This window comes from Dissulfurimicrobium hydrothermale, assembly GCF_022026155.1.
GTDB classification, from domain to species: domain Bacteria; phylum Desulfobacterota; class Dissulfuribacteria; order Dissulfuribacterales; family Sh68; genus Dissulfurimicrobium; species Dissulfurimicrobium hydrothermale.
On record NZ_CP085041.1, the window covers coordinates 708,493 to 731,224 of the forward strand.

Annotated in this window: 20 protein-coding genes and 1 tRNA gene; 11 read left to right on the top strand and 10 right to left on the bottom strand. The window is 52.0% G+C overall.

Annotated features, from left to right (window positions below):
• Window positions 1–29 precede the first annotated feature (29 nt).
• The 4 genes from LGS26_RS03290 (at window position 30) to LGS26_RS03305 (ending at window position 2,443) form a co-directional block, all read left to right on the top strand.
• A complete protein-coding gene (locus tag LGS26_RS03290; RefSeq protein ID WP_237889224.1) occupies window positions 30–476 on the top strand; it encodes a PHP domain-containing protein in 447 nt (148 codons plus the stop codon).
• Between the two features lie 180 nt (window positions 477–656).
• A tRNA-Met gene (locus LGS26_RS03295) sits at window positions 657–733 on the top strand.
• A gap of 115 nt (window positions 734–848) precedes the next feature.
• A complete protein-coding gene (locus LGS26_RS03300) occupies window positions 849–1,664 on the top strand; it encodes an ATP-binding cassette domain-containing protein (protein ID WP_237889225.1) in 816 nt (271 codons plus the stop codon).
• A 2-nt stretch (window positions 1,665–1,666) separates the two neighbouring features.
• Window positions 1,667–2,443: an ABC transporter permease gene (locus tag LGS26_RS03305; protein WP_237889226.1), complete on the top strand. Its 777-nt coding sequence runs from the start codon at window positions 1,667–1,669 to the stop codon at window positions 2,441–2,443.
• Here LGS26_RS03305 and LGS26_RS03310 read toward each other — a convergent pair.
• From LGS26_RS03310 to LGS26_RS03325, 4 genes are read right to left on the bottom strand one after another with little or no spacing between them, the layout of a single operon-like run.
• On the bottom strand, window positions 2,436–3,284 hold the full coding sequence (locus LGS26_RS03310; RefSeq protein ID WP_237889227.1) for a hypothetical protein: 849 nt from the start codon (window positions 3,282–3,284) through the stop codon (window positions 2,436–2,438). The genes LGS26_RS03305 and LGS26_RS03310 overlap by 8 nt on opposite strands.
• Entirely contained in the window at window positions 3,259–4,869 is a 1,611-nt protein-coding gene (locus LGS26_RS03315) for an HD domain-containing phosphohydrolase (protein ID WP_237889228.1), read from the bottom strand. The genes LGS26_RS03310 and LGS26_RS03315 overlap by 26 nt, the downstream gene beginning before the upstream one ends.
• A 31-nt stretch (window positions 4,870–4,900) precedes the next feature.
• Window positions 4,901–5,359 (bottom strand): response regulator, encoded by a 459-nt coding sequence (locus tag LGS26_RS03320; protein WP_237889229.1) that lies wholly within the window; start codon window positions 5,357–5,359, stop codon window positions 4,901–4,903.
• A 5-nt stretch (window positions 5,360–5,364) separates the two neighbouring features.
• A complete protein-coding gene (locus tag LGS26_RS03325) occupies window positions 5,365–5,601 on the bottom strand; it encodes a hypothetical protein (protein WP_237889230.1) in 237 nt (78 codons plus the stop codon).
• 90 nt (window positions 5,602–5,691) lie between these two features.
• On the opposite strand from LGS26_RS03325, the gene LGS26_RS03330 reads away from it, so the two are divergent.
• Entirely contained in the window at window positions 5,692–7,479 is a 1,788-nt protein-coding gene (locus LGS26_RS03330) for a DUF6178 family protein (protein WP_237889231.1), read from the top strand.
• Here LGS26_RS03330 and LGS26_RS03335 read toward each other — a convergent pair.
• Genes LGS26_RS03335 through LGS26_RS03360 form a run of 6 tightly spaced genes read right to left on the bottom strand, consistent with a single transcriptional unit; the run spans window position 7,473 to window position 14,400 of the window.
• The gene (locus LGS26_RS03335) at window positions 7,473–8,093 is read right to left on the bottom strand and encodes a pilus assembly protein PilX (RefSeq protein WP_237889232.1); all 621 of its coding nucleotides are present in this window, start codon (window positions 8,091–8,093) and stop codon (window positions 7,473–7,475) included. The genes LGS26_RS03330 and LGS26_RS03335 overlap by 7 nt on opposite strands.
• Before the next feature lie 7 nt (window positions 8,094–8,100).
• Complete coding sequence (locus LGS26_RS03340) at window positions 8,101–9,237, bottom strand: prepilin-type N-terminal cleavage/methylation domain-containing protein (RefSeq protein WP_237889233.1); 1,137 nt, start codon at window positions 9,235–9,237, stop codon at window positions 8,101–8,103.
• Entirely contained in the window at window positions 9,237–9,641 is a 405-nt protein-coding gene (locus LGS26_RS03345; RefSeq protein WP_237889234.1) for a type IV pilus modification PilV family protein, read from the bottom strand. Before LGS26_RS03345 ends, LGS26_RS03340 begins: the two co-directional genes overlap by 1 nt.
• Complete coding sequence (locus tag LGS26_RS03350) at window positions 9,616–10,113, bottom strand: GspH/FimT family pseudopilin (RefSeq protein ID WP_237889235.1); 498 nt, start codon at window positions 10,111–10,113, stop codon at window positions 9,616–9,618. The genes LGS26_RS03345 and LGS26_RS03350 overlap by 26 nt, the downstream gene beginning before the upstream one ends.
• Window position 10,114: 1 nt before the next feature.
• Complete coding sequence (locus LGS26_RS03355; RefSeq protein WP_237889236.1) at window positions 10,115–14,095, bottom strand: pilus assembly protein; 3,981 nt, start codon at window positions 14,093–14,095, stop codon at window positions 10,115–10,117.
• Between the two features lie 5 nt (window positions 14,096–14,100).
• Window positions 14,101–14,400 (bottom strand): hypothetical protein, encoded by a 300-nt coding sequence (locus LGS26_RS03360; protein ID WP_237889237.1) that lies wholly within the window; start codon window positions 14,398–14,400, stop codon window positions 14,101–14,103.
• Window positions 14,401–14,677: 277 nt separating this feature from the next.
• Here LGS26_RS03360 and LGS26_RS03365 point away from each other — a divergent pair, with 277 nt between their 5' ends.
• The 6 genes from LGS26_RS03365 to LGS26_RS03390 all read left to right on the top strand — a co-directional run bounded on the left by LGS26_RS03365 (window position 14,678) and on the right by LGS26_RS03390 (window position 22,608).
• Window positions 14,678–15,079, top strand: a complete 402-nt coding sequence (locus LGS26_RS03365) for a winged helix-turn-helix domain-containing protein (RefSeq protein ID WP_237889238.1) — start codon at window positions 14,678–14,680, stop codon at window positions 15,077–15,079.
• A gap of 11 nt (window positions 15,080–15,090) precedes the next feature.
• Window positions 15,091–15,900, top strand: coding sequence for a class I SAM-dependent methyltransferase (locus tag LGS26_RS03370; protein ID WP_237889239.1), 810 nt, complete (start codon window positions 15,091–15,093; stop codon window positions 15,898–15,900).
• A gap of 282 nt (window positions 15,901–16,182) precedes the next feature.
• Window positions 16,183–17,448 carry a TolC family protein gene (locus tag LGS26_RS03375; protein WP_237889837.1) on the top strand — a complete coding sequence of 422 codons (1,266 nt, stop codon included), beginning with the start codon at window positions 16,183–16,185 and terminating at the stop codon, window positions 17,446–17,448.
• Between the two features lie 11 nt (window positions 17,449–17,459).
• The gene (locus tag LGS26_RS03380) at window positions 17,460–18,857 is read left to right on the top strand and encodes an efflux RND transporter periplasmic adaptor subunit (RefSeq protein ID WP_237889240.1); all 1,398 of its coding nucleotides are present in this window, start codon (window positions 17,460–17,462) and stop codon (window positions 18,855–18,857) included.
• Between the two features lie 36 nt (window positions 18,858–18,893).
• A complete protein-coding gene (locus LGS26_RS03385) occupies window positions 18,894–22,031 on the top strand; it encodes an efflux RND transporter permease subunit (protein ID WP_237889241.1) in 3,138 nt (1,045 codons plus the stop codon).
• A gap of 61 nt (window positions 22,032–22,092) precedes the next feature.
• Complete coding sequence (locus tag LGS26_RS03390; protein ID WP_237889242.1) at window positions 22,093–22,608, top strand: hypothetical protein; 516 nt, start codon at window positions 22,093–22,095, stop codon at window positions 22,606–22,608.
• Window positions 22,609–22,732 lie beyond the last annotated feature (124 nt).

A 22,732-nucleotide genomic window follows, 5' to 3' on the forward strand; every position in this document is an offset into this window, starting at 1 on the left:
TTTTCGGTTAACTGCTGGGGAGAAAGATCATGAGCGATATAGACCCCATGACGGATGCGCTGAAGCTGTCCAGCGGCGCACGGTTCTATCGGTGCGCGCTTCAGGTTAATCCATTCGATTACGTCCAGCGTCATAACAAGGAAACGGCGTTTGAGGATGAGGCGTCATACAACACTGCCATCGTGCAGGCCTGTCTCGATCACGATATTGAGGTCATTGCTATCACTGACCACTACCGGGTTCACACAGCCGACGGCCTAGCCAAGGAAGCGCGTGACGCGGGTATTCATGTGTTTCCTGGCTTCGAGGCCGTTACCAAAGACGGAGTTCACATTCTGTGCTTGTTTGAACCAGGCAGAACCACACGAGAGTTGGGACGCATACTTGGCGACTGCGGAATCCACCGGGATGAAGCCGCGTCGCCCACAGGGAAATATGATGTCATAGAGTTTCTCAAGACAAGGAACATGGGCTGAGATAGGGCATGGGGCGCTAAGCGGCCACCGTGAAGGGGTATCCGATCCCGCTCGCGCATAAAAGCCGGTTCAAAAGATGGTTGAATCCATGGATTCTTGCGGGGCGTAGGTCGGTATTATAGGTTGGGTATTTTGTGATTGACGATTGCGCTGAGAGGGATTATTTTATGACGCATCTGATGCGGGGTGGAGCAGCTTGGTAGCTCGTCGGGCTCATAACCCGAAGGTCGGAGGTTCAAATCCTCCCCCCGCTACCACATCAAAGTTTTGGGATCTTAACGATTTTATCTAACCTAGACTATGTCCATTATTGGGTTTTTTTAAAATCCCAGCCTTTTATGCCCTAATTTAAAGAGATCAAGGTCGTTATCCATGGAGTCCAGCCAAATCAGAGATGCGGCCGTTTATACATCGAGTCTGACACGTCGATTCGGGGGGTTTACGGCAGTTGATCACATAGACATGCGTGTTCCTTACGGCGAGATATTCGGACTCCTTGGGGCGAACGGCGCTGGCAAGAGTACCACGATCAAGATGTTGACCACCCTCCTTGCACCTACGTCAGGCATGGGTATGGTCGGTGGGTTTGATATCATCAGACATCCTGCGGAGGTTAGGCGCCGTATCGGTTATGTACCTCAGATGCTTTCAGCCGATGGTGCCCTTACTGGCTACGAAAATCTTGACCTGTCTGCCAGGCTTTATGGCGTCACCAGGGCGGAGAGGTCGGGGCGCATCGATGAGGCCCTTACATTTATGGGGCTTAAAGACGACGCCGATAAACTGGTCAAGAACTATTCAGGCGGCATGATCAGGAGGCTGGAGCTTGCGCAGGCCATGCTCCACAGGCCTTCTATATTATTTCTCGATGAGCCCACCATAGGACTTGACCCCGTGGCAAGGCGCATTGTTTGGGAAAGACTTCTGGATCTCAGACGCAGCTATTCAATGACCGTGCTTGTCACGACCCATGATATGGGGGAGGCAGACTTTCTGTGCGATGAACTTGCCATCATGCATGCAGGTAGGATCGCCGTTGTCGGAAGGCCTGCTGATCTAAAGGCCGAGATAGGACCGAATGCGACCATGAACGACGTCTTTGCCAGATATAGCGGCGGTGCCATCGAGGGGGGAGGAAATTTCCGTGACATCGTACAGACCCGCAGGACTGCCTCGAGGCTTGGTTGACCATGTTCGTATCGAAGTTTTTAAGTGAGAGTTTTGCGGTAGCAAAGACAGAATTAAAAAAACTCATGCGGGATCCGACCGAGCTATTTTCCAGGGCGGTGCAGCCTTTCTTGTGGCTTGCCGTATTCGGTCAGGTGCTGAACAGGGTAAGGGGGATACATTCGGGCCATGTGGACTATCTCGCCTTTATCACCCCTGGGATACTTGCGCAGAGCGTCCTCTTCAGTGCAATCTTCCATGGAATAGCAGTCATCTGGGAGCGAGACCTCGGTGTTATACACAAACTTCTCGTGAGCCCGGCCTATCGTGCTTCGCTTGTCTTCGGGAAGGCCATTTCTGCCGGTTTTAGGGGGATCGTCCAGGCCATCGTGATCTTTTTCATCACCTTTTTTCTAGGGATCGACATCGCCCACGGGCCGGTGACCATCCTGGGCGTGGTGATCTGCGTGCTCATGGGTTCCGCCATCTTTTCCACCTTTTCCTTGATCGTAGCATGTTTGGTAAAGACTCGTGAACGTTTTATGGGAGTGGGGCAGGTGCTTACGATGCCCATGTTCTTTGCAAGCAATGCGATCTATCCTCTGAAACTGATGCCTGAATGGCTGCAAGCCATCGCAAGGTTAAACCCGCTTACCTATCTCGTGGATGCGCTTAGGGGGCTTTTGATCGGGGGCGGGCAGGGGCTTTACGGCCTAAAGGAAGACCTTTCGATACTTGCTGTTATCTTTCTTGCTTTGTTTACCGTTGCTGCAAGGCTGTATCCGACGCTGATCAGGTAGCAGGAAGGGCCAGGCTTATCTCTTGTTGTGTAACCCGGTGCGTTGCACCGAGTTTCCTGGCGACAAGTTCAAGCAGTGCATAAAATGACATGGTGCCGCATGCAAGCCGTACCTTATCCAGAGGACAAATGTACTCCAATGATGCATCATCGCCTTCTCTTATGGTGAAGGGCCTCCCTGTATGAGCGAATTTGAGCCCAAGCCTCTGGCCATCCCCTTCAATTGCTATTTGAATCTCTTTCTTTTCCGATTTTTCAAGTAGTTTTAGCTGGTTAATGCACATGATCATGGCGATGTCTATGAGGTCTTTGAGAAGGCGTTCATCCGTGAGGATGGAAAGCGGCGATGAAGGTGCATTGATGGTCGTGTTTATCTGATGTTTGAAGAACAAATCCGCCTTTAAAAAATCGATCTCCTCACTGAGGGCCATACCTATCTCAACGAGTGCAGGGCCTTTGATGTCTTGGCCCCTGTCGGCTATCATTGCAGACATGCCCTCCAGTTTCATCAGTATATCTTGTAATTCCGCTGCCCGTTTCTCTTTTTTGTCAGATGCCTCTTTCAAGTCTCGAAGCAGCGCAATGGCCGAATCAAGGGCCTCATTTTTTCGTGACGTTCGACCAGACAGATCGGACAGGAATTTATCTATATTCATTCTGTCAAGGCCTATTTCGCGCCTCATGAGCTCGATCTGCATTGAGAGGAGCTGGAGTGCGCCGTTTAGATTGTGTGACAGCCCCCTGGCAAGGCGACCTGTCAGGCATGCCCTGAAGGCCTCTATGAACGCTTCATCTGTGATCTTGTCGTGCGGCTGACTATCTTTTATCTTCATCGTCATCATGGACGCGGCCTGTACATTCGACCCCGCCGTTCATAAAATCTTCAAAGGCGTCGATTATTAGCGGATCGAATTGGGTCCCTTTGTTTTGTTTTAGCTCAGCAAGGCCGAATGCGGCCGTCTTTGCCTTTCGATATGGGCGATCCGAGGTTATGGCGTCGAAACTGTCTGCCACCGCCAGGATCCGGGCAAGATAGGGTATGTCGTTACCGCTAAGTCCATCGGGATATCCATTGCCATCCCACCTCTCGTGGTGATTTCTTATTATCGCCTTTTCGACCGGCATGATGCCGAGGTGTCCGACTATCTCTTCGCCGATCAAGGGGTGCGATTTGATTATTTCATACTCTTCTTTCGTGAGCCTACCCTTTTTAAGCAATATCTGATCCATTATGCCGATCTTGCCGATGTCATGCAAGTGGGCTGCGAATCTCAGGGAATCCATCTCGACAGGTGTACAGCCTAGATGCGATGCCAGTTTCAACGAGAGGTCTGTCACCCGCCTTGAATGCTCCTTTGTGTAGGGATCTTTTGCCTCAAGCGACCTCACTAAGGCCTTGAGCGTTGCGTGCAGATTCAGCGCGACGCTCTCGTAGAGCAGGAGGTTTTCCACAGTGAGGCTCGCCCGTTCGGCTAAGAGGTGGAGGAGAAAAATGGCCTCTTCGCCCAGTATTTTGCCGCTTCGGGATTGGGCGACCGACAAGACGCCGAATACCTCGTTCCTGATGGTGAACGGTACGATTATGCGATCACCGACAGCGGTATTTGCAGCAGATTTTTGTGTATGCATGAAGGACTCGCCTGTGATCATCACCGGCATCCCATCCCTTGCTACCTTTGCACAGACGTCTTCTCCGTCCAACGCTATCTCGTTCCATACGGCCGGATATGCCCCTGCTGCGCCCATCAGTATCAGCTTCCTGGCCTCATGATTTGCCACCCAGAAACACGCCTGCCTGGTCTCGGTAAGGGAACATGCCATTGTCGCCACCTTTTCGTATAGTTCATGGGTACTCTTCACCCTACTCAAATTATCGCTGATGTTAAAGAGTATGGACTGCTCCTTTATTTTCTTTTCAAGTCGGCTGTTTATCTCCTCAATAACCTTTTTGGCCTTCAGTTCCTCTGTTAAAAAGAGGTTTTCGATCAGTATCTTTCGTTCGCGCATGGCCCGTTCCATAATCACCTGAAGCTGGTTAAACTTGAACGGTTTTGCAATGAAATCAGAGGCGCCTGCACGCATGGCATCTATTATCAAATTCATCGAAGGCAGCCCTGTGATGACGATTGCTATAATTGTTCGGTCCTTTTCTTTGACGCGGCGTATGAACTCCAGACCGTCCATGCCGGGCATATTTATATCCGAGATTATGCAATCGACCCTTTCAAGGTTGTGTAGAAGCATAAGGGCGTCGAAGGCGTTTGAGGCGTCTATGACATCAAACCCGTCAAGCCCTGTAAAATATTGGGCTATAGCCTCCCTTACAGCCTGCTCGTCGTCTACGACCATTATACGGAATTGTTCGGACCGGTCGGGTCCTTTTTCGGCATAGGCAAGCTTCGGCGTAACAAAGTTGATGTCGGCCATAATCATCTTATCCCGCTATGTTCATGACAAATTAGAGCCATTTGAGTAGTCCTTTTTTGAGGGCCTTGAATTCATCTTTGTCGATAAGACCTTCCTTCAAGAGGGCTGCAAGCCTCTCGATCTCCTGGAGCGCCTCCTTGCCCGATAAATTTTCAACATAAGTCAGGGGTGGGGCCCACTCAGGTGCAAAGATATTTACATGCGGATCGGGGTCCCGGTTAGGGGCTTTTTCCCCGGCATCTTCGATCCTTTTTGTCTTTTTTGCGTCTTCCAGACCCATTTGCAGGAGTTGATTTTCGCGCCTGAGCCTAATCTTTTCGCATGCATTGTCAACGCTGATCTGCATTTCTTCGAGCCTGAATGGCTTCCTGATATAGTCATACGCCCCTTGCTTTACAGCCTCTATAGCGGTTTCGATGGAGGCGTAGCCTGTCATGATTATCACAAGGATATCTGGATAGAGCATCTTGGCGGTTTTTAATACCTCCATCCCGTTCACGTCGGGCACATGAGGTCGGTTATCAAGATGTCACAGTGGCCCTCGTGCAGTCTGCGCACGGCCTCAGAGCCGCTGTTGACAAGGGCAACGTCCCTGTCCACCTTGGACAATACCTCAAGCAGGATGTCACCTATATCCTTTTCGTCTTCCGCAATGAGGATGCGGAGTTTTTCGTCAGGAGCGGTCTCGATCTCTGTTTGTCTCCTTTTTAAAAATACTTTACTGTCATGCACAAAAGATCGTATATTATTTTTAAGTCTATCACAGATCTGATTTTTTACGAGCAGTTCACTCTTTAATCATCGGATAAAAGGAGCATGAACTTGAACTATCTACCCCTTGAACCTCTTAGACTTCTCGAAATGCCCGTAGACAAGGCCGAGGCGCTTTTCAACCGGCTCCCGCTTAAGGATCAGGCGACAATGGTCCTTGGGGTGCCGTGGGAAAGGCGCCAGGACCTCATTCTGATGTCAAAAAATGCGCGGGATCTCGTGCGAGGAATGCCTGCCGAGGAACTTTTTTGGACCATCAAGGCCGTTGGGCCGCAGGATGCGCTTCAGATCGTAGATATGGCGGCGCCCTCACAGCTACAATTCATCTTTGATTTTGATTGGTGGCGCAAGGACAACCTTGTGCCTGAAAAGATCATAGCCTGGCTCATACTTCTCTTCGAGGCCGGGGAGGAGACACCTGGGGCGTGGATACGCTGGATCTCGAAACAGGACGAGACGCTCCTGCCCCTGATCCTGCGGCGTTTTGTACAGATACAGAAGCGCTCTGACGACCTTGACCTTCAGGAGGCGCGGGATGTGCTCCCTGCCTTTACCCTGGATGACGTATATTTCATCGCCTTTAAAAGAGATGAGTTAGCACCGCTTATGAGCCGTTTCTTGAACGAGATTATAGCTGGATCCGAGGGCCTTTACAGGGATGTGATGGAGACCATCCTGTGGGAGACCGACGCAGAGGGCCTTGAGACCGCTTTTCGGTTGAGAAACGCCAGGCTCAGTGACTTAGGCATACTAGATTATTACAGTTCCTTGGATATCTATGCCCCCATAACCCAGGATCAGGTAAGAAAGATAGACGACGTCGGATGTGACATCCTGGGTTCGAACGCAGAAGAAGATCTGATGCCGGCGTTCATTCCGACGCTCTATATGGGGGATTATCCAGCCCTCCGCGAGGCAGTAATGGGAATCGCAGGTTCGCAGGCCATGGAGAGGATTATATTTGAATGGGTTGGCGCTGCCAACAAGATCTTGATGGCAGAGAATGTCGATCTGGACGATCTTGAGGCGCAGAGGAAGACGCTTCTGAGTGTAGCCGCCGCCCTGAATCTTGCGATCGAGTTGCTTGCAGCTGGGGAAAAAGGGGCCCATCCTGTTGATATTCTAAGGGAGTGTGTACTTGAAGACCTGGTTCGTCTTGCAAATACAAAGATTAGGGCATTGAGATCGAGGGTCAGGCGTATGATGGATGAGGGTCTCATCTCGAGGGAGTTCCTCCACCTGCCTGATTCATGGGAATATCTCTTGGAAGGTCTTGTCGTGACGCCGAGGCCGAGGTTTTGGGACCCCGATGTCGGCGACTATGTCGATTTTCAGGGCATTGCACAGGTCAAGCAGGCTGAAGATCGGTTGAATGAGATAGAGACCTGGGGCCTCTTGATGGCAAGGATTGAGCCGCACTGGGGCGTATGGCGTGACACCCTCTCATTCAAACACACCAATTTCAGGCAATTCAGGGAGTTGACCTGGCAGCAGGCCCTGCTTACGGCCTTGGCCAACAAGGCCCTTGGAGGTGAGCTTGTCATAAGACCGGTTAGGGGAAAAGACCTCATGCGCTTAAGAGACATCTGGTTCGGGTCAGGGTGGAAGGGCGAAGGCGCGGTCCCGTCTGGTGCGGTTGTGATTGAGGAGGCCATGTCGGCCGTAAGACCGTTGGCCGTCAAGTCCGGTGTTGAAATCGACACCCTTCACCGGATGATAGTTGGGATGTTGAACGGTTTTTACGACGAGATAAAGGGGCTTGTCCCTGACGCAGAGATAGACGGCAGGTTCATCGCCGCCGTGTGGACAGAGATCGGGCCGGACGCAGGGGATCAGTAGGCGTAAAGCACGGACAGCTGTGCGTTTTCGCGGGGATTTACTGCATTTTGGCCCTGTATCTCGATACGGTACATGTATGGAAGGTGCTGGGGAACGACAACGCCTCCGCCTGAGGTTGCCACTCCTTCCCCTTCGAGCTGTACATCTGATTGGGAGCTGTTGCCAGGGACCGTGTCGACTATCTTGGCAAATACGGTGATGTCTGGCTGAGATGCCGGGAATTGGAAACGAAAGGCCAGATCAGGGTTTGTTGTGGGGTTTAACAAATTGCCGAGCCCGCAGGTGTTCCAATTGGTGCCTGTATTCAATGTGGTCAATTTAGCGGTAAAACATGCATCGGAGGCCTGGGCGTTCAGCAGGCCGCCGTAATTCCCCAATGAACTCAAAGAGGCGCCAGCTGTGTTGCTAATAGCCCTTGGTATGACGTCTTTGGTCATTATGTCGAGGATGCCGTAAGAGGCCTCGAGTGCGGTCTGATAGCGTTTTTGAGAGCCGCTAGACCAAATGCCGCTCTGCACCATCACGAGCAGACCCCCGATCATCAGGAGCCCTATTACTGCAAGCAGCATGGCAGTGATCAGTGCCACGCCCTTTTCGTTTTCCAATATCTTCATAGACGCCTTACCTCAGATTTTCGGGCTTGACTGACAACGTATAGACCTTCCATCGGTAGTTTTGCCAGTTGCCGCCTATGGTAGCGGCAAGGTCGAATTCATGGCCAGTCGTGGCACCATCGCCTACGATGACCTTGCTGTTTGGGTAGGTATAATTCCTGTCCATATTGCCCTCATGGGACAGGACATAAACCCTTACCTCTTTAAGCTGATCTCTGATCTGTTCGGCGGTCAGGCCGTTCAGGCCATTTGCACCCGTTATGGTATCAACGACGCCGTCTCCATTGGTGTCGAGGCGGTACGCCACCTGAAAATCCGCTACACAGTCCATGAGCGGGAGAAAGGTTTGGCCTCCATCAGCCTGATTGATCGTGGCCTTTTCAAGGACGCCCGTATTGGGGGCGCAGTGGGCAGGGACATTGGCGTTGCTTATGAAGTAATCGGCCCTGTTGAACGGCATCCTGAGGTTGTTATCGTGACCGACCCCATAGATAATATACTCGCCTGGATTTTGAGGCGAAAATGCAGGCGAAAAGGGGGCTGTAGAGAAGTTGGTCCAAAACGCCCCTCCATTCATCACAAGCTGCCGGTATGACCCGTTGCCCGCATCGGGCCTTATGACGATTACCTTGTCACTGTCAGTCAGGTCATCGACTCCCCATGTATGAACCGTGACGTTGTTGGCGGTGTCGCGCACGACGTAAGTCCATCGCTGGGCGGTATTGCTCTGACCAACTATGGTCGATTTGATGACCAGGTAATCAGAATTGTTCAGGCCTACGTTGTCGCCGCTCACCACCGCCCTTGGAATTCCATTCGGTGCGTCGTTATAGGCTACCGCAGGGTTTGTCGCCGCTTCGGAATAGTTGATGACCGCTGGGTCCTGCGCCGACGGGTTTTGAAATGACCACGGGAGGCCGTAACCCGCATGTTCGATGTCGTTTCGCAATATATCAAGCCCTATAGAGGACTCCAGTTTTGTCTCGGCTATGCCGGATTGTTGTTCGGTATGCCCAATCAATTTTGTAAAGGTGTTGGTGATTGCGGCCATGATTATGCCCAGTATGGCCATATAGACCATCAGCTCTATCAAAGAAAAGCCTAATTGAGAAAAAATATCTGGTTTTAAAATAGTCTTTTTCATCAGATGTCATTTACTATAATAGAGCTTATTGTATGTTGATAGTTGATGCCCTTATCACTCCATGTTACCTGTACATCTATTCTTTTTATGTCTGTTGTAATATCTGTCACTCTGTCGCTTGTATTGTAATTTATTTGCCCGCTTCTTATATTTCTGACGACGGATACTGGATTGGTCCAATTCGGTGCCGTCGCCGCCAATGAGGCAAATGGAAGGTCCTTAAGCCTGTTCATCTCTTCCTCGGCGACATTTATCGCCTCATCCCTGAGCACATTGGTTTTGTTGTTCGCAATGGCTGAATTGAGGCCGGCAAGGATCCCGAGCATGGCGATCATGAAGATAAACATGGCGATCATCAGCTCAACCAGTGAAAATCCTTTATCTTGCCTGGCAATTAGTTGCATTGCAAGCGACCCCCCAATTTATCTTTCCCATATTGATCCTTGTTTGACTTATGATGATGCAGTTATATGCAGGATTTTGTTGTGAAAATATACAGATTGTCTGATTTTGGCCTGGCGGTATTGTAAGTAGTCCACGCCTATCGAATGTCATGGTATTTGCAGCATAAGTTATTGGGAAATTAGCATATTGTATTGTGGTTGTTGCAACTCCTGCGTCTATATTTCCGTCTCCGTCAGCGTCAGGTCCTATGATCATTGTATTAGGAGTTAGATTCACTATATAATTTATGTTTTGTTTCATTGCGTCGTTTCTTGCCCTCATCAAGGCAGCATAGCTTTCTTTGGTATAGCGTTCTATTGTATAGCGTTCATTCCATTGATTGAAGCCCATGACTGCGATGCTCGCCAGGATAGCCATTATCGCTATCACCACCATTAGCTCGATCAATGTAAAGCCTTTCCGTCCTCTCATACTATTTTTCCTGGACATGGATGACCTTTTTAATGGGCAGGGGATTTGTAACGACCATCAGGCCTTGTCCGGTCGGCGGAACGCCGAGGATGGCGTTGCTCTTTCTGTTGGAGCTGTTGGGGAATGTCCCTGTTTTATTTGACAGATCCAGCTCCTTTATCTCGCCTGTCGAGACCTGTATCATGACCTTGCCTTGCAGGGCATAGCCCACGCTTCCGCCCGTCTTGTAGTCGATCGTCCAGAGATATGTGCTTCCGCCGTAGCCGCAGATATCCGCAGATGGGGCGAACGTCAGGAAAAAGACCGCGCCGTTCGTGCTCGAGGTCGGGTTCGAAATAACCCTCTCCGCGCCGAAGTTCGAATTTGCTGGATCTAGGTTTATGAACCAGCCGGTTTTGCCACTTGGCAGGTCTCCATTGGTCGTTGTTATGCTGCCTGTCTGGTCCTGGAGCGTGGTTTTGTCAAAAGCGGTATTGCAGCTAAGGGCGATATCTGAATTGATATAGCATGGCTCCTGTATTCCATATAGCTTCCGCTGGGTTGTCAGGTCATCAGTCTTGTAGAAATATCGCCCTTCGCCGAAATAGAGCCAGAGGAGGCCGTTTTTTCTGTCAAGAAGTTTTGCGATGGAGCCGGTGACAGGCCCTATCCCGTCGATTACCTTGCTTACAGTCCACTGACTCGGGTCAGGATTGTCGTCCATTATAAGCCGCAATACCCCGCCGCCCCATGTTGGATTGCTGGTATTACAATTTGCGGTGCATTGCGTATAACCGACATAGACTGCATCGTCAGAATAGTTGCCTGCATTGTTTGTATCGTTTCTTTCAAGGTCAATGGTGGCGTTCTGAAGAGATCCTGCAAAGGCATTGGTAATACCTGTATCTATCGTTCGGAGAAGCGCCCCAGTCTTCATATCCAGGATAAAGAGTTTGAGGTTTTGGTCGGATACCGCCTTGAATTCATGGGAACCTGTATCTATGGGCCCGGTCGGGCCGGATGCAATGACTGCAAACCACCTGCCATTATTGTTCCTGTTACCCTCCCTGACTATTGCAGGTGCGATATTGGTAAATCCAAGCGATGGATCGCTGAACTCCCACAAAAGCACAGGATTATCTTGATTTGTCACATCCAGTGCGAAATAGGATGACATCCCCACTGGATTGCCTGATGAATCCAGCAGAGGCGCGCCAACCTTTGTGGTCGGATTGGGATTTTGGCAGGTCTGGTTGCCCTGACAATCGGTGTCAACATCACAAGGTGTGCCATTGATATTCCCGTTACAGGTCTTTTTTATCGATGCCCCGCCGAATCCCATGCTCCCCATTACAACTGTACTCCAGCTTGTATTGGTCAGATCAAGATTGCCGCCAGCTTGGGTTGTAATCTTTGGGCAGTCCCAGTAGTTGGCCTGGCTGCATGTTGATGGCTTGTTTATGCTCGCATCCACCAGGGTAATCGGCCCGTCTACCATATAGATGTGACAGTAATTGGGATCTAAAAGATACTGGAGGTAGGGCAGGACGTTTTTGGGTATGAATGCCCAGCTTTCTGTCCCGATCCCGCCGGTGCCGGTCCCGCCGGTCAGCATCGCTTTTTGCCAGGGTTGTTGCGGTTGCAGCGCCGGCGGAGACGACCAGGTCTGCGCCAGTTTGCCCAATCTGAAGGCATGGAGCATCCCGTCGTTCGCCCCGACAAAGACGCGGCCCCTGTTGGCGTAATCATTGCTGTTTACAAAGTCAGAATAGGTTTGATCGTTATAACCCGATGGAGCAGGCAGATGGTAATTGTTCAGAGGGCTTGGCCCCATGATGCGCGGTGTGGAGTTTATGATGTCTCCAAGCTTCCAGACATTAGTCTCCCCTGTATCAATAGTTCCGTTGTTGTTGATATCTATCGAGACGGTCCTGTTCCTGCCGATTGCCGTACAATCGGAACAACCGGAGCAAGCAAGCCCTGTGGACGCGCAGACCTGATCATATCCACGGATGTAGTTTATTATCTTTTTTGCCGCTGGATCAGAGCCAGCCATTAGGTAAGGCGCAAGAGTAGAAGAGTTAGAGGTGGAAAATGGAATTATTCCTGTGTTTTTATCCACCCATGTCTTGATCCACCTGCTCGACGGATCGGTCCACCAGAGATTGAACCCTGCCCGCCAGATGGCCTTTGCATCTTCTATTGGCACCGTGTCGATGTTTGTGTCGCAGCTTCCGTTTCCATCCGTATCTTGGCATCTCGATTCCATGGTCTTCTGCTGGCTGTTGTCAAAATAGAAGTTCGCAATGTAGTCATTTTTCAGATCAAGCAGTGTGTATGGAGGAGAGGCCGTATCGCCTTCCCTGACCGTATCCTCCCTTATCTGCGAATAGGTAAAGTATGGATCCATATAATACCAGTAGTTCATCAGGTCGCTTATCCAGGATATCTCTGTCTGTCCGAAGGTACGTTTGGGATAAAAGAGTGCCTGGATGAGGTTGGCGCCGCTGCCCTCGCTGGACGAAAGCACTGAGACGGCCGTACCGGATGAGGCCCGACGGAGGATGTCAAGGATCGCGTTCATGATGGTGTCTTTTATGCCCTGTGCATCCGAGGCGTTGTAAAAGGTGTCGGGTATGCCGTCCCCGTTGGCGTCCCAGTCGGGCGATGACGCAGGCAGCGGCGTGCATCCACTGCCATTGCCGCTTCCGCAGTCGTCCATGTAGCAGGCGCCTTGAGGGTAGCCTGCAAGGCTGTCAGGCCAGGTCCTTCCAGCCGTGTTGAACGAGCCGTACATGGCCACGTTCTTGAGTGCTGTCTCACCAGTACCTCCAAGGAAGAGACCTATGGCGTAAACGGCGTTTACATTGGTTTGGATGTTGGTTGCAAGGTTTGTGAAGCCCTCGTGCATCTGATAGGCGGGCATGACGGGGTCGGATGGACTGCCAGAACACCCGGGAGTGTTCCACTGACCGTCCGACATCAGGATCGTGAAGTTCTTGGCGCAAGGAACAAGTGAGCAGTTAGTCCCGCCTCCATCGCATACATACATGGGGTCTTTCCATCTGTCGCCGCTTCCTGATTGTGGGGCCAGGCCGCCGTATTGAGGGTCGGTCTGGCTGAAATAATTGAAGGTATCCCACATGGCCGGGCCTGTGGGCGTGCCTCCGCTGGGAGCAGAGGAGTTTATAGAGGTGATGAGGTTCATATAGGGGAATTGGGTGCTGGTGCTGTTCGGCGCGGTAAAGTCACCTATATAGACCTTGCCATCGCTTCTTATGCCGGAGCCGCTGAAAAACATCGCGCCTATCCGGGGCCTCAGGCTCATATTCTCGAACTGGAACACGAGCCCGCCGTACACCCTGCTCCACGGGACCTTTACCTTTTGACCTCCATCAGTCAGGAGGATACATCCTCCTATGGTGTTGTTGCATACCGAGCCGACCTTGCCTGAATTGCCAGGTTGCTGCCACAGCTCAGGGTCGCACTGATTTTTATCGAATGTTTTATTTCCGGTGCATGAGGCCGGATTACCCCCTGTCATGGCCCAGCGTACAAGATCGATCCTGTGCATGAGATGATAATTGAGGCAACTTCCCATGTAACGTTTGGAGGATGAAGTAGAAATGCCAGTGGTATTTTTGGGGCATTTGGTCAGGGCAGTAGAGTCTGTCGTCTCCACCCAATAATTATTGCTTGAATCGTACATATATTTTTTATCAGGCGTAAAATATCCCTCCTCAGTACCCTGGTATGTCCAGCCGCAACCACTGCTCGAGGTGCAGCAATTAGATTTTGAGCTATCAGGATTATAAGCGCACCAGCTCATTGAACCGCTGACATCGACCGTCAGCATGACATTTGGCTGCACGGCCTCGGTGACAAATGGCGGCGTCTGACAGTAGTCATTCATTGCAGCATATGACAGCGCCCCTGTAAACAATGGGCCACTGAGACCTAAAAAGACCACTAGCCAGCAGATTGTCCCGGAGAATCCTTTCATAACGCCTACTCCCTGATGAGGATTTTATGGATGATATTGTCGTTGCAATGGCTGCTGTCTATGGGAAAGCATTTCTTTTCACCGACGATAAAGAGCGAAGCGGCTTGGGGCGCGATTAGTTGAAACTGTCTTACGCCAGGGCAACTGCCGGACTTCACATCCACTGTAACCATGCCTGTCTTGATATTCACATTCTTCACGACCCCGCACAGGAACAGCTCATCCTTCGCAAGGGCTTCATAAGGAACAAGGCAGAAAGAGAGAAGTAAAAGCAGACAAATAAACAGATATCTGTTCGGTTCCATAAAACCTCCGTAAGCTTTGCTGATTTTATAAAGAAATTAAAGCAAGCCTTGTGCCAAAATTTTTGGTCAAAATTTTTTAGTGATTTCAAAATAAAAAGTAAGATTCGAAACTGTCATTGGGTAACTTTTTGCCCATATTGGGTAGCAAGTTACCGTAATTTTTTCGATGTCATCTCAGATAACGTGAAATCCTGGCATAGGCGAAACGCTGCCTGATCTGTATTCTTGCCTTGACATGGCATGCCCGATGTTATTTTATTAGAATATGTCTAGGAGATTGCGCCCCAAATTTGCCCCGTCAGACAAGGATAAGGCCCTGCCGGATGTGTCCCTTTCAAAAGACGGCTACGTCATCAAGGGCCGCATATGGATCGAGGGGCCGGGCGGGGAGACATTTCTTGGGTTCGGCAGGGTCACACTCCTTCAAAGGATAGCCGAGTACGGCTCCATATCGCAGGCTGCGCGTTCAATGGACATGTCTTACAAGCACGCTTGGGACCTCGTTGATTCCATGAATCGGGGCGCCGGACGCCTGCTTGTCGAGACCTCGACCGGTGGCAAGGGCGGAGGCGGGACGCGGCTTACGGACGCCGGCAGGGAGGCGATTCGTCTCTTTTGGGAGCTTTATGGTGAATTTAAGGCCTTTTTAAATGAAAAAACTGAGAAATTTATATTTTAGGTCTTAATGATATGCAGCTTCCGAAGATTGATTGGAGCAGGCTTTGGAAAGAGGCAAGGGCCAGGGAAAAGAGGCGCAAGGGACCGGATGTGTGGGACAGGCGCGCCCCATCTTTTGCAAAACATGCCTCAAAGAGCCCTTATGTAAGGGAGTTCATTAGGATCCTGTCGCCGGAGCCGTCCTGGAGTGTCCTGGATGTGGGCTCCGGACCGGGCACACTCGCGATCCCGCTGGCCGATAAGGTCAGGGAGATTACAGCGATAGATTTTTCCGGGGCCATGATTGAACTCCTAAAGAAGGAATGCGCCTGCCGCGGGATAAAAAACATAACGGCTGTCAAGGCCTCGTGGGAAGACGACTGGAATGCTGTCGGCATCTGGCCCCATGATGTAGCCATAGCCTCGAGGTCCATTGTCGTGGATGACCTCGAGGCCGCGCTTTTAAAGCTTGATGGCATTGCCAGAAAACAGGTCTATATCTCCGCCCCGGTTGGGGACGGCCCTATGGACAGGAGGCTCTTTGAGGCCGTGGGCCGGGATTTCCCCGAACGGCCCGACTACATATATGTCTACAATCTCCTTCATCAGCTCGGGATACTGGCCGATGTCACCTTTATTACCCTTCGGGACAAAAAGACATACGACAGCTTCGGCGAGGCCTTTGAGTCGAATAAATGGATGTTTGATAATATCACGCCGGAAGAAGAAGAAAGGCTTGAAAACTACCTGAAAGACCACCTTGCGCCTGAAGGGGGAGGGCTTTCAATGTCATACGAACGCCTTGTCCGCTGGGCGGTCATAAGCTGGAAAAAACAAGCCTGACCAGCCTGCCCAAAATAAGTAGCTCGGATTCAAGACATATTCTCACGGTCGGCTTTTTGTCAAATGCCGGCAGTACAGGCAGTGTCGATATCTCCGACTTGAGGTAGCGGCCCTGTGCTGTCGCTAGATGGCGGTGGCTGCAGGTTGTTTGTTATCTGTTGATCTTGAATTTAGATGCTCAGAGCTATTGCATGTTACACTGAAAGTTAGCTAAATAAACTTTAGCCAGTTTTTGAGTTGAGAGGGGACGTCATGAATCCTTTTTTTGCCTTCTTTCTGGCGATGGTGTTTGCCTTGTCGGCCTGGTCAGGCGGGGCGGTTTATGCCGCAGGGCCCCAGCCTGCTGAAGACCTTGCCCACCTTATCGATGCAGCCCTGGCCAACAATCCTGAAATCAAGGCCTCAGAGGCCCGCTGGCAGGCCTATAAAAACCGTATCGCACAGGCCCGTTCACTTGACGATCCGATGCTGACGTTTAAGATACAAAATGGAGTACTGAAGACCCCTCTCGATTTCCAAAAAGACAGTATGACCGCCAAGGTGATAGGCGTAAGTCAGCAGATCCCGTTTTGGGGCAAGCGGGAGCTCAAGGGAGAGGCGGCGAGTCATGAGGCCGAGGCCTTAAAATGGGATGTCGATGAACGCAAGCTCGAGTTGGCCAGGATGGTCAAGGAGACTTGGTACCGACTTTATTATGTTGACAAGGCGACGGCCGTTGTCGATAACAATATAAAAGTGATCGGCGGCTTCATTACCATTGCCGAGACGAGATATGCGGTCGGCCAAGGGGTACAGCAGGATATCTACAAGGCGCAGGTGGAGCGATCCAAGATGCTCGACATGCGTATATCCCTTGAGCAGCAGCGGAAAAGCCTTGAGGCGACCCTCAACAACCTCCTCTATCGGCCAGCCGATACGCCGGTCGGCGCGATCCCTGACTTTGACCTGACGCCGCTCAATCTCTCAGCAGAAGAACTGCGAAAAGAGGCCTATAAAGACCGACCGAAGCTCAAGGCCCTTCAGGCCCTGATCGAGAAGGCCAATGCGGGCTACAGGCTCGCAGAAAGGGAATTTTATCCGGACTTCAACGTATCGTTAGAATATATGCAGCGGGAACCGGCCATGGGCGGTGAGGGTCTTGATATGTATTCCCTTGGGCTCACCTTCAATCTGCCCGTGCGGCGCGCACGACGCTATGCAATGGCGGCCGAGGCCGCTGCAGAGGAGGCCGAGGCCAGGGCTGAATTGAACAGCCTTAGAAACGACATCGATTCCGGCATCGTAGATCTCCTCGCCCAAATGAAAAAGCGACAGAAGCTTATAACGCTCTACAAGACAGGCATCATCCCACAGGCCGAACAGGATCTGGAGTCCGCAACCATAAATTATCGGGTGGGCAAGGTGGATTTTTTGACCCTTCTGGACAGCCTGATGACCCTCTTCAACTATGAGCGTGAATATTATGAATCCATTGCCGATTACCAGATAAAGCTTGCTGGACTGGAGGCATTGGTTGGCAAGGAGCTGGGCAGACAAAATCAACCGTGAGGTCCTTCATCATGACCAATGGAAAAAAGATTGTGATATCCATGTTTATCCTCTCTATGCTCTTCCTAGGATGCTATCTTTGGCAACAGAAATGGCATATTCCATTCTGGCCAGGACAGGCAGGTGGGCAGACGGCGCAGTATTATTACACATGCCCCATGCACCCGTTTATTATCAGGGACAAGCCAGGAAACTGCCCGATATGCGGCATGACTTTGGTCAAGGTCAAGAAGGCGCCGGGCGTCCAGGCGGCCGCTCAGGCCGGCGCCAAGGTGGCTACAAAAGAGATGGCGGATTTGAGAGGGGTTTCTCTGTCACCAACCCAGATGGTCATGGCCAACGTTGCGGTCACAGAGGTGAAGCGGATGCCGCTTTCCAGAGAGATCGACGCCGTGGGCATCGTTACATATGACCAGGCGCGGCAGGCCAAGGTGACTTCGTGGGTGTCGGGGCGGATCGACAGGTTGTATGTCAACAAGGTGGGTGATTATGTCTCGGTCAAGAGGCCGGTGGCCGAGATCTACTCACCTGACCTTGTGTCGAGCCAGGAGGAATATTTACTTGCCGTCAGGAGCCGAGATCAGTTGAAAGATTCACCCATTGCGGCCATCTCCCAGGAAGGGGAAGGGCTTGTCGCATCCGCCAGGGAGAGGCTTAAGCTCTTTGGATTGAAGGACCAACAGATCAAGGCATTGGAAAAGGCGGGGCGGCCCGATATCCACCTCCCGATCTATACGCCCCTTTCCGGCGTTGTGATCGATAAGCTCGTCCAGGAAGGGCAGTATGTGAACGTGGGCGAACCCCTTTTCGATATTGCCGACCTCTCTACCGTCTGGGTCGAGATGGAGGTCTATGAAAACGAGTTTCCATTCTTGAAGATCGGACAGGAGGCCGATATCGTTTCCCAATCTTTCCCAGGCAAGACCTTTCACGGCCGCATCTCTTACATCTATCCCTTTCTTGACCCGAAGACCCGCACCGTAAGGGCGAGGGTGGAGATACACAACCCAGGTCTGGAGCTGAAGCCCAATATGTTCGTTGACGTCTCTGTTAAGGCGCCTCTTGGCGAGGTCCTTGCAGTTCCGGTGACCGCCGTGATTGAGACAGGCAGACGTAAGGTGGTCTGGGTTGAGACGGGGCAGGATAGGTTTGTGCCGCACTATATCGAGACCGGTGTCAGGGCAAGAGGCTATGTCCAGGTCCTTTCCGGCCTCAAAGAGGGTGATATGGTCGCATCATCAGGCGGTTACCTGATCGATTCAGAGGCTCAATTGAGGTCGGGCAGTGGGCAGGGCTCCATGTCGGGGATGAAGATGCCCGGGGATGACAAGGGCGCATCTGCGCCAGCGCCGAAGCCAAAACCGAATCCCAAAAACGGCGATCTGAAGATGGATGGCATGAAGATGTGATTTTATCGGGCAAAAAGCAAAAAGGATAATTACCCCATGATCGAACGCATAATAGAATATTCCGCCCGAAACAGGGTCATCATCCTGATGATCTTTGCCCTTGTCATTGCCTGGGGGATCTGGGCGGTCTATCATACGCCTGTCGACGCCATCCCTGACCTCTCCGACAACCAGGTGATCGTATATACCGAATATCCGGGCCGTTCGCCCCAGGTGGTAGAGGACCAGGTGACCTATCCTTTGGTAGTGAACCTCCAGGGGCTTCCTATGGTCAAGGCGGTGAGGGCGTCGAGTGCCTTCGGCTTTTCTATGATCTACGTGATATTTGACGACAAGGCCGACATCTATTGGGCCAGGACCAGGGTGTTGGAACGACTCAATTATGCGGCATCGTTTCTGCCTCCAGGGGTCACGCCGACCCTCGGCCCCGATGGTACCGGCGTGGGTCAGGTCTTCTGGTACACCATCGAAGGCAAAGGCTATGATCTGGAAAAGCTCAGGACCATTCAAGACTGGTTTGTCCGCTATCAATTGGAAACCGTCCCTGGGGTGGCCGAGGTGGCCTCCATCGGCGGCTATGTGCGCGAGTACCAGATCGACCTCGATCCCAATAAGCTCCTTGCCTACAATATCAATATCAGGGATGTCGTAGATGCAGTTAAACGCTCCAACAGCGAGGTCGGTGGCCGGATACTGGAGCAGTCCGATGCCGAGTACCTGATCCGCGGTACTGGTTATGTCCAATCCCTTCATGACCTGGAAGATATTGTTGTGGGCGCTGATGCGCGCGGTACGCCGGTCTATGTGAAGAATCTGGGTGTTGTCCAGCTTGGCGGCGCCATCCGCCGCGGTCTTTTGGACGTAAACGGCAAGGGTGAGGCGGTTGGCGGGATCGTTGTCATGCGTTACGGAGAAAACGCCAAGGACGTAATCGACCGGGTCAAGGAGAAGATCAAGTCCCTGAAAAAGGGCCTCCCCCCTGGAGTGAAGATCGTCACCCGCTATGACCGGTCAGACCTCATCGAGCGCTCCATCCATACCTTGAAGCGGGCCCTGACGGAAGAGTCGATAGTCGTATCCCTCGTGGTGTTGATCTTCCTTCTCCACTTCCAGAGCGCCATGGTGATCGTCATCACCCTTCCCATTGCCGTCTTGATCTCCTTTATCGCCATGAAGCTCATTGGAGTCACCTCAAATATCATGTCGCTGGGTGGGATTGCCATCGCCATTGGCGTCCTGGTGGATGCCGGGGTGATCATGGTGGAAAACTGCTACCGGCACCTCACGGAACTCCCCCCTGAAGAACGGCGGGAAAAACGGCTGGAGGTCGTCATAGCTTCGGCAAAGCAGGTGGGCAGGGCCATCTTCTTTTCGCTGGCCATCATCGTCCTCTCCTTTGTCCCTGTCTTCATGCTTGAAGGGCAGGAGGGGAAGCTCTTTCATCCCCTAGCCTTTACAAAGACCTTTTCCATGATCGGTTCGGCGATGATCGCCATCACACTCGTGCCGGTACTGATGTACTACCTGATGCGCGGCAAGATGCCGCCGGAAAGCGCAAACCCGGTCTCCTCATTTTTTATCAGGCTCTATTCGCCGGTGATAAAGTGGGTGCTCAAACACAAGAAGACCACTATCTTTCTGAACATCCTGGCATTAGGGATTGCCATACCCATGTTCATGTCCATCGGCAGCGAGTTCATGCCGCCGCTCGATGAGGGCTCGCTTCTCTACATGCCGGTGACCCTGCCGAATATTGCCATCACCGAGGCGAAGCGGCTTATCCAGGTTCAGGACGCCATTATCAAGAGCCAGCCGGAGGTGGAGAGCGTCCTTGGCAAGGTGGGGCGGGCTGAGACCGCCACCGATCCGGCGCCGATCTCTATGTTCGAGACGATTATCACCTTGAAGCCCAAGGATATGTGGCGGCCGGGCATTACCAAAAACGACATCATCTCAGAGCTGGACGCCAAGCTTCAGATCCCGGGGGTGCGTAACGGTTGGACCCAGCCTATCATCAATCGGATCAACATGCTTTCGACAGGGGTACGGACCGATCTCGGGGTAAAGATATTCGGCAGCGATTTAAGTGTGTTGCAAGATCTTGCTGTTAAAGCCGAGGGGATATTGAAGACCGTTCCCGGTGCTGCGGACGTGGTGGCGGAGCGTGTAACCGGAGGTGACTATATCGACATAGACGTGGATAGGGAGGCGGCGGCCCGTTACGGCGTGCAGGTACAGGATGTTCAGGACGTAATCGAAACGGCCCTTGGTGGTGAGCGGATTACCACCTTTGTCAATGGCAGGGATCGGTTTCCGATCCGGGTCAGGTACCTTCGCGACTACCGGGACAGCATCCAAAAGATCCGACGCATCCTTGTCTCAGGCATGGACGGGGCGCAAATACCCCTGTCTCTTGTGACAAAGGTAAGGGTGACCACCGGCGCACCCGAGATCGCAAGCGAAGGCGGGTTGTTGCGTTCCATCGTGTTTTTAAACGTCCACGGCAGGGACATGGGGGGATTCGTCAGGGATGCCAAGCGGGTGTTGGAAAGGAAACTAAGGCTGCCGCCAGGCTACTATGTCTTATGGTCTGGCCAGTGGGAGAATCAGGTCAGGGCGAAGAAGCGGCTTGAGATACTTATTCCGGCAGGGATGCTGATCATCTTCATCCTCCTCTACTTTACCTTTCGTTCGGCGCTTGAGGCGTCCATGGTCATGCTCTCGGTGCCATTCGCCCTGGTAGGCGGGGTTTATCTTGTAAAGGCCCTTGGTTATAACATGTCGGTCGCGGTCTGGGTCGGTTTCATCGCCCTCTACGGGATAGCAGTGGAGACCGGCGTGGTGATGGTCATCTACCTCCACGAGGCCCTGGACAAGCGGCTCATTAAAGGCCCGATCACCGAGCAGGATATCTACGACGCCACCTTTGAGGGGGCAGTACTCAGGCTTCGGCCAAAGCTCATGACCGTGGCGGTTGCCTTGCTGGGTCTCGTGCCGATCATGTGGTCGGACGGTACAGGCGCCGACGTGATGAAGCCTATTGCAGCGCCGATGATCGGCGGCATGATCTCGTCGGCCATCCACGTCCTCATCATGACGCCGGTGATCTTTGTCCTCATGAAGACACATGATCTCAAAAAGGGTAAGCTGAAATATTCAGGCATGAAACATTAATCGGCAGGGGTGTGGCATGTCTTGCCCCCGCCGAGAAAATACAAGCAAAAGGAGAATGAACATGAAAAAACATACGGTCACCATTGCATTGGCGGTCCTGGCGTTTGCAATCCCACCGACATCTATGGTCTCGGCCATGGAGCATGGGCGGCAGGGCCCGACGTCGTCTTCTATGCCCATGACCGGACAGATGGACCATGGTCAGCACATGATGGACATGGGGACGAAAGCCTATGAAACAGTCGTCGACGGCGTAAAGGCGATCTTTAAGGTCATCGATATGAGGGAGCGGATGAAGGGTATGGGCATGGTCATGCCTGAGGGCATTAAGGATACCCACCACGTCATGGTGGCCTTTAAGGATGCTAAGACCGGCAAGCCTATTACCGAAGGCGAGGTCAGGATGAAGATCGTCGGGCCGGACAAGGCTGAGCAGGTGAAGGATCTGATGGGCATGGGAGATCACTTCGGGGCCGATTTCGATCTCTCAAAGAAGGGCAGATATGGCGTCATGTGTAAGTTCAAGCTCAAGGACGGCAAGGTGAGAGAGGCCAAATTCTGGTATGAAGTAAAGTAATTTATATTTAGCGTGGAATTCCGGGAGCTATCACATGAGCAATCATCGCAAGTTGCCAAAGCTATTTGAGTTGTGCCTTTTGAAGGCAGGGCGATTAACGCTGGCGCTCCTGGAATTCCACGCT

Coding starts and splice junctions, on each gene's coding strand:
- LGS26_RS03375 (WP_237889837.1), top strand. CDS start 16,183: ATGGTGTTTGCCTTGTCGGCCTGGTCAGGCGGGGCGGTTTATGCCGCA.
- LGS26_RS03315 (WP_237889228.1), bottom strand. CDS start 4,869: ATGGCCGACATCAACTTTGTTACGCCGAAGCTTGCCTATGCCGAAAAA.
- LGS26_RS03290 (WP_237889224.1), top strand. CDS start 30: ATGAGCGATATAGACCCCATGACGGATGCGCTGAAGCTGTCCAGCGGC.
- LGS26_RS03335 (WP_237889232.1), bottom strand. CDS start 8,093: ATGAAGATATTGGAAAACGAAAAGGGCGTGGCACTGATCACTGCCATG.
- LGS26_RS03385 (WP_237889241.1), top strand. CDS start 18,894: ATGATCGAACGCATAATAGAATATTCCGCCCGAAACAGGGTCATCATC.
- LGS26_RS03390 (WP_237889242.1), top strand. CDS start 22,093: ATGAAAAAACATACGGTCACCATTGCATTGGCGGTCCTGGCGTTTGCA.
- LGS26_RS03370 (WP_237889239.1), top strand. CDS start 15,091: ATGCAGCTTCCGAAGATTGATTGGAGCAGGCTTTGGAAAGAGGCAAGG.
- LGS26_RS03320 (WP_237889229.1), bottom strand. CDS start 5,359: ATGGAGGTATTAAAAACCGCCAAGATGCTCTATCCAGATATCCTTGTG.
- LGS26_RS03340 (WP_237889233.1), bottom strand. CDS start 9,237: ATGAAAAAGACTATTTTAAAACCAGATATTTTTTCTCAATTAGGCTTT.
- LGS26_RS03310 (WP_237889227.1), bottom strand. CDS start 3,284: ATGATGACGATGAAGATAAAAGATAGTCAGCCGCACGACAAGATCACA.
- LGS26_RS03355 (WP_237889236.1), bottom strand. CDS start 14,095: ATGAAAGGATTCTCCGGGACAATCTGCTGGCTAGTGGTCTTTTTAGGT.
- LGS26_RS03350 (WP_237889235.1), bottom strand. CDS start 10,113: ATGAGAGGACGGAAAGGCTTTACATTGATCGAGCTAATGGTGGTGATA.
- LGS26_RS03345 (WP_237889234.1), bottom strand. CDS start 9,641: ATGCAACTAATTGCCAGGCAAGATAAAGGATTTTCACTGGTTGAGCTG.
- LGS26_RS03380 (WP_237889240.1), top strand. CDS start 17,460: ATGACCAATGGAAAAAAGATTGTGATATCCATGTTTATCCTCTCTATG.
- LGS26_RS03360 (WP_237889237.1), bottom strand. CDS start 14,400: ATGGAACCGAACAGATATCTGTTTATTTGTCTGCTTTTACTTCTCTCT.
- LGS26_RS03300 (WP_237889225.1), top strand. CDS start 849: ATGGAGTCCAGCCAAATCAGAGATGCGGCCGTTTATACATCGAGTCTG.
- LGS26_RS03305 (WP_237889226.1), top strand. CDS start 1,667: ATGTTCGTATCGAAGTTTTTAAGTGAGAGTTTTGCGGTAGCAAAGACA.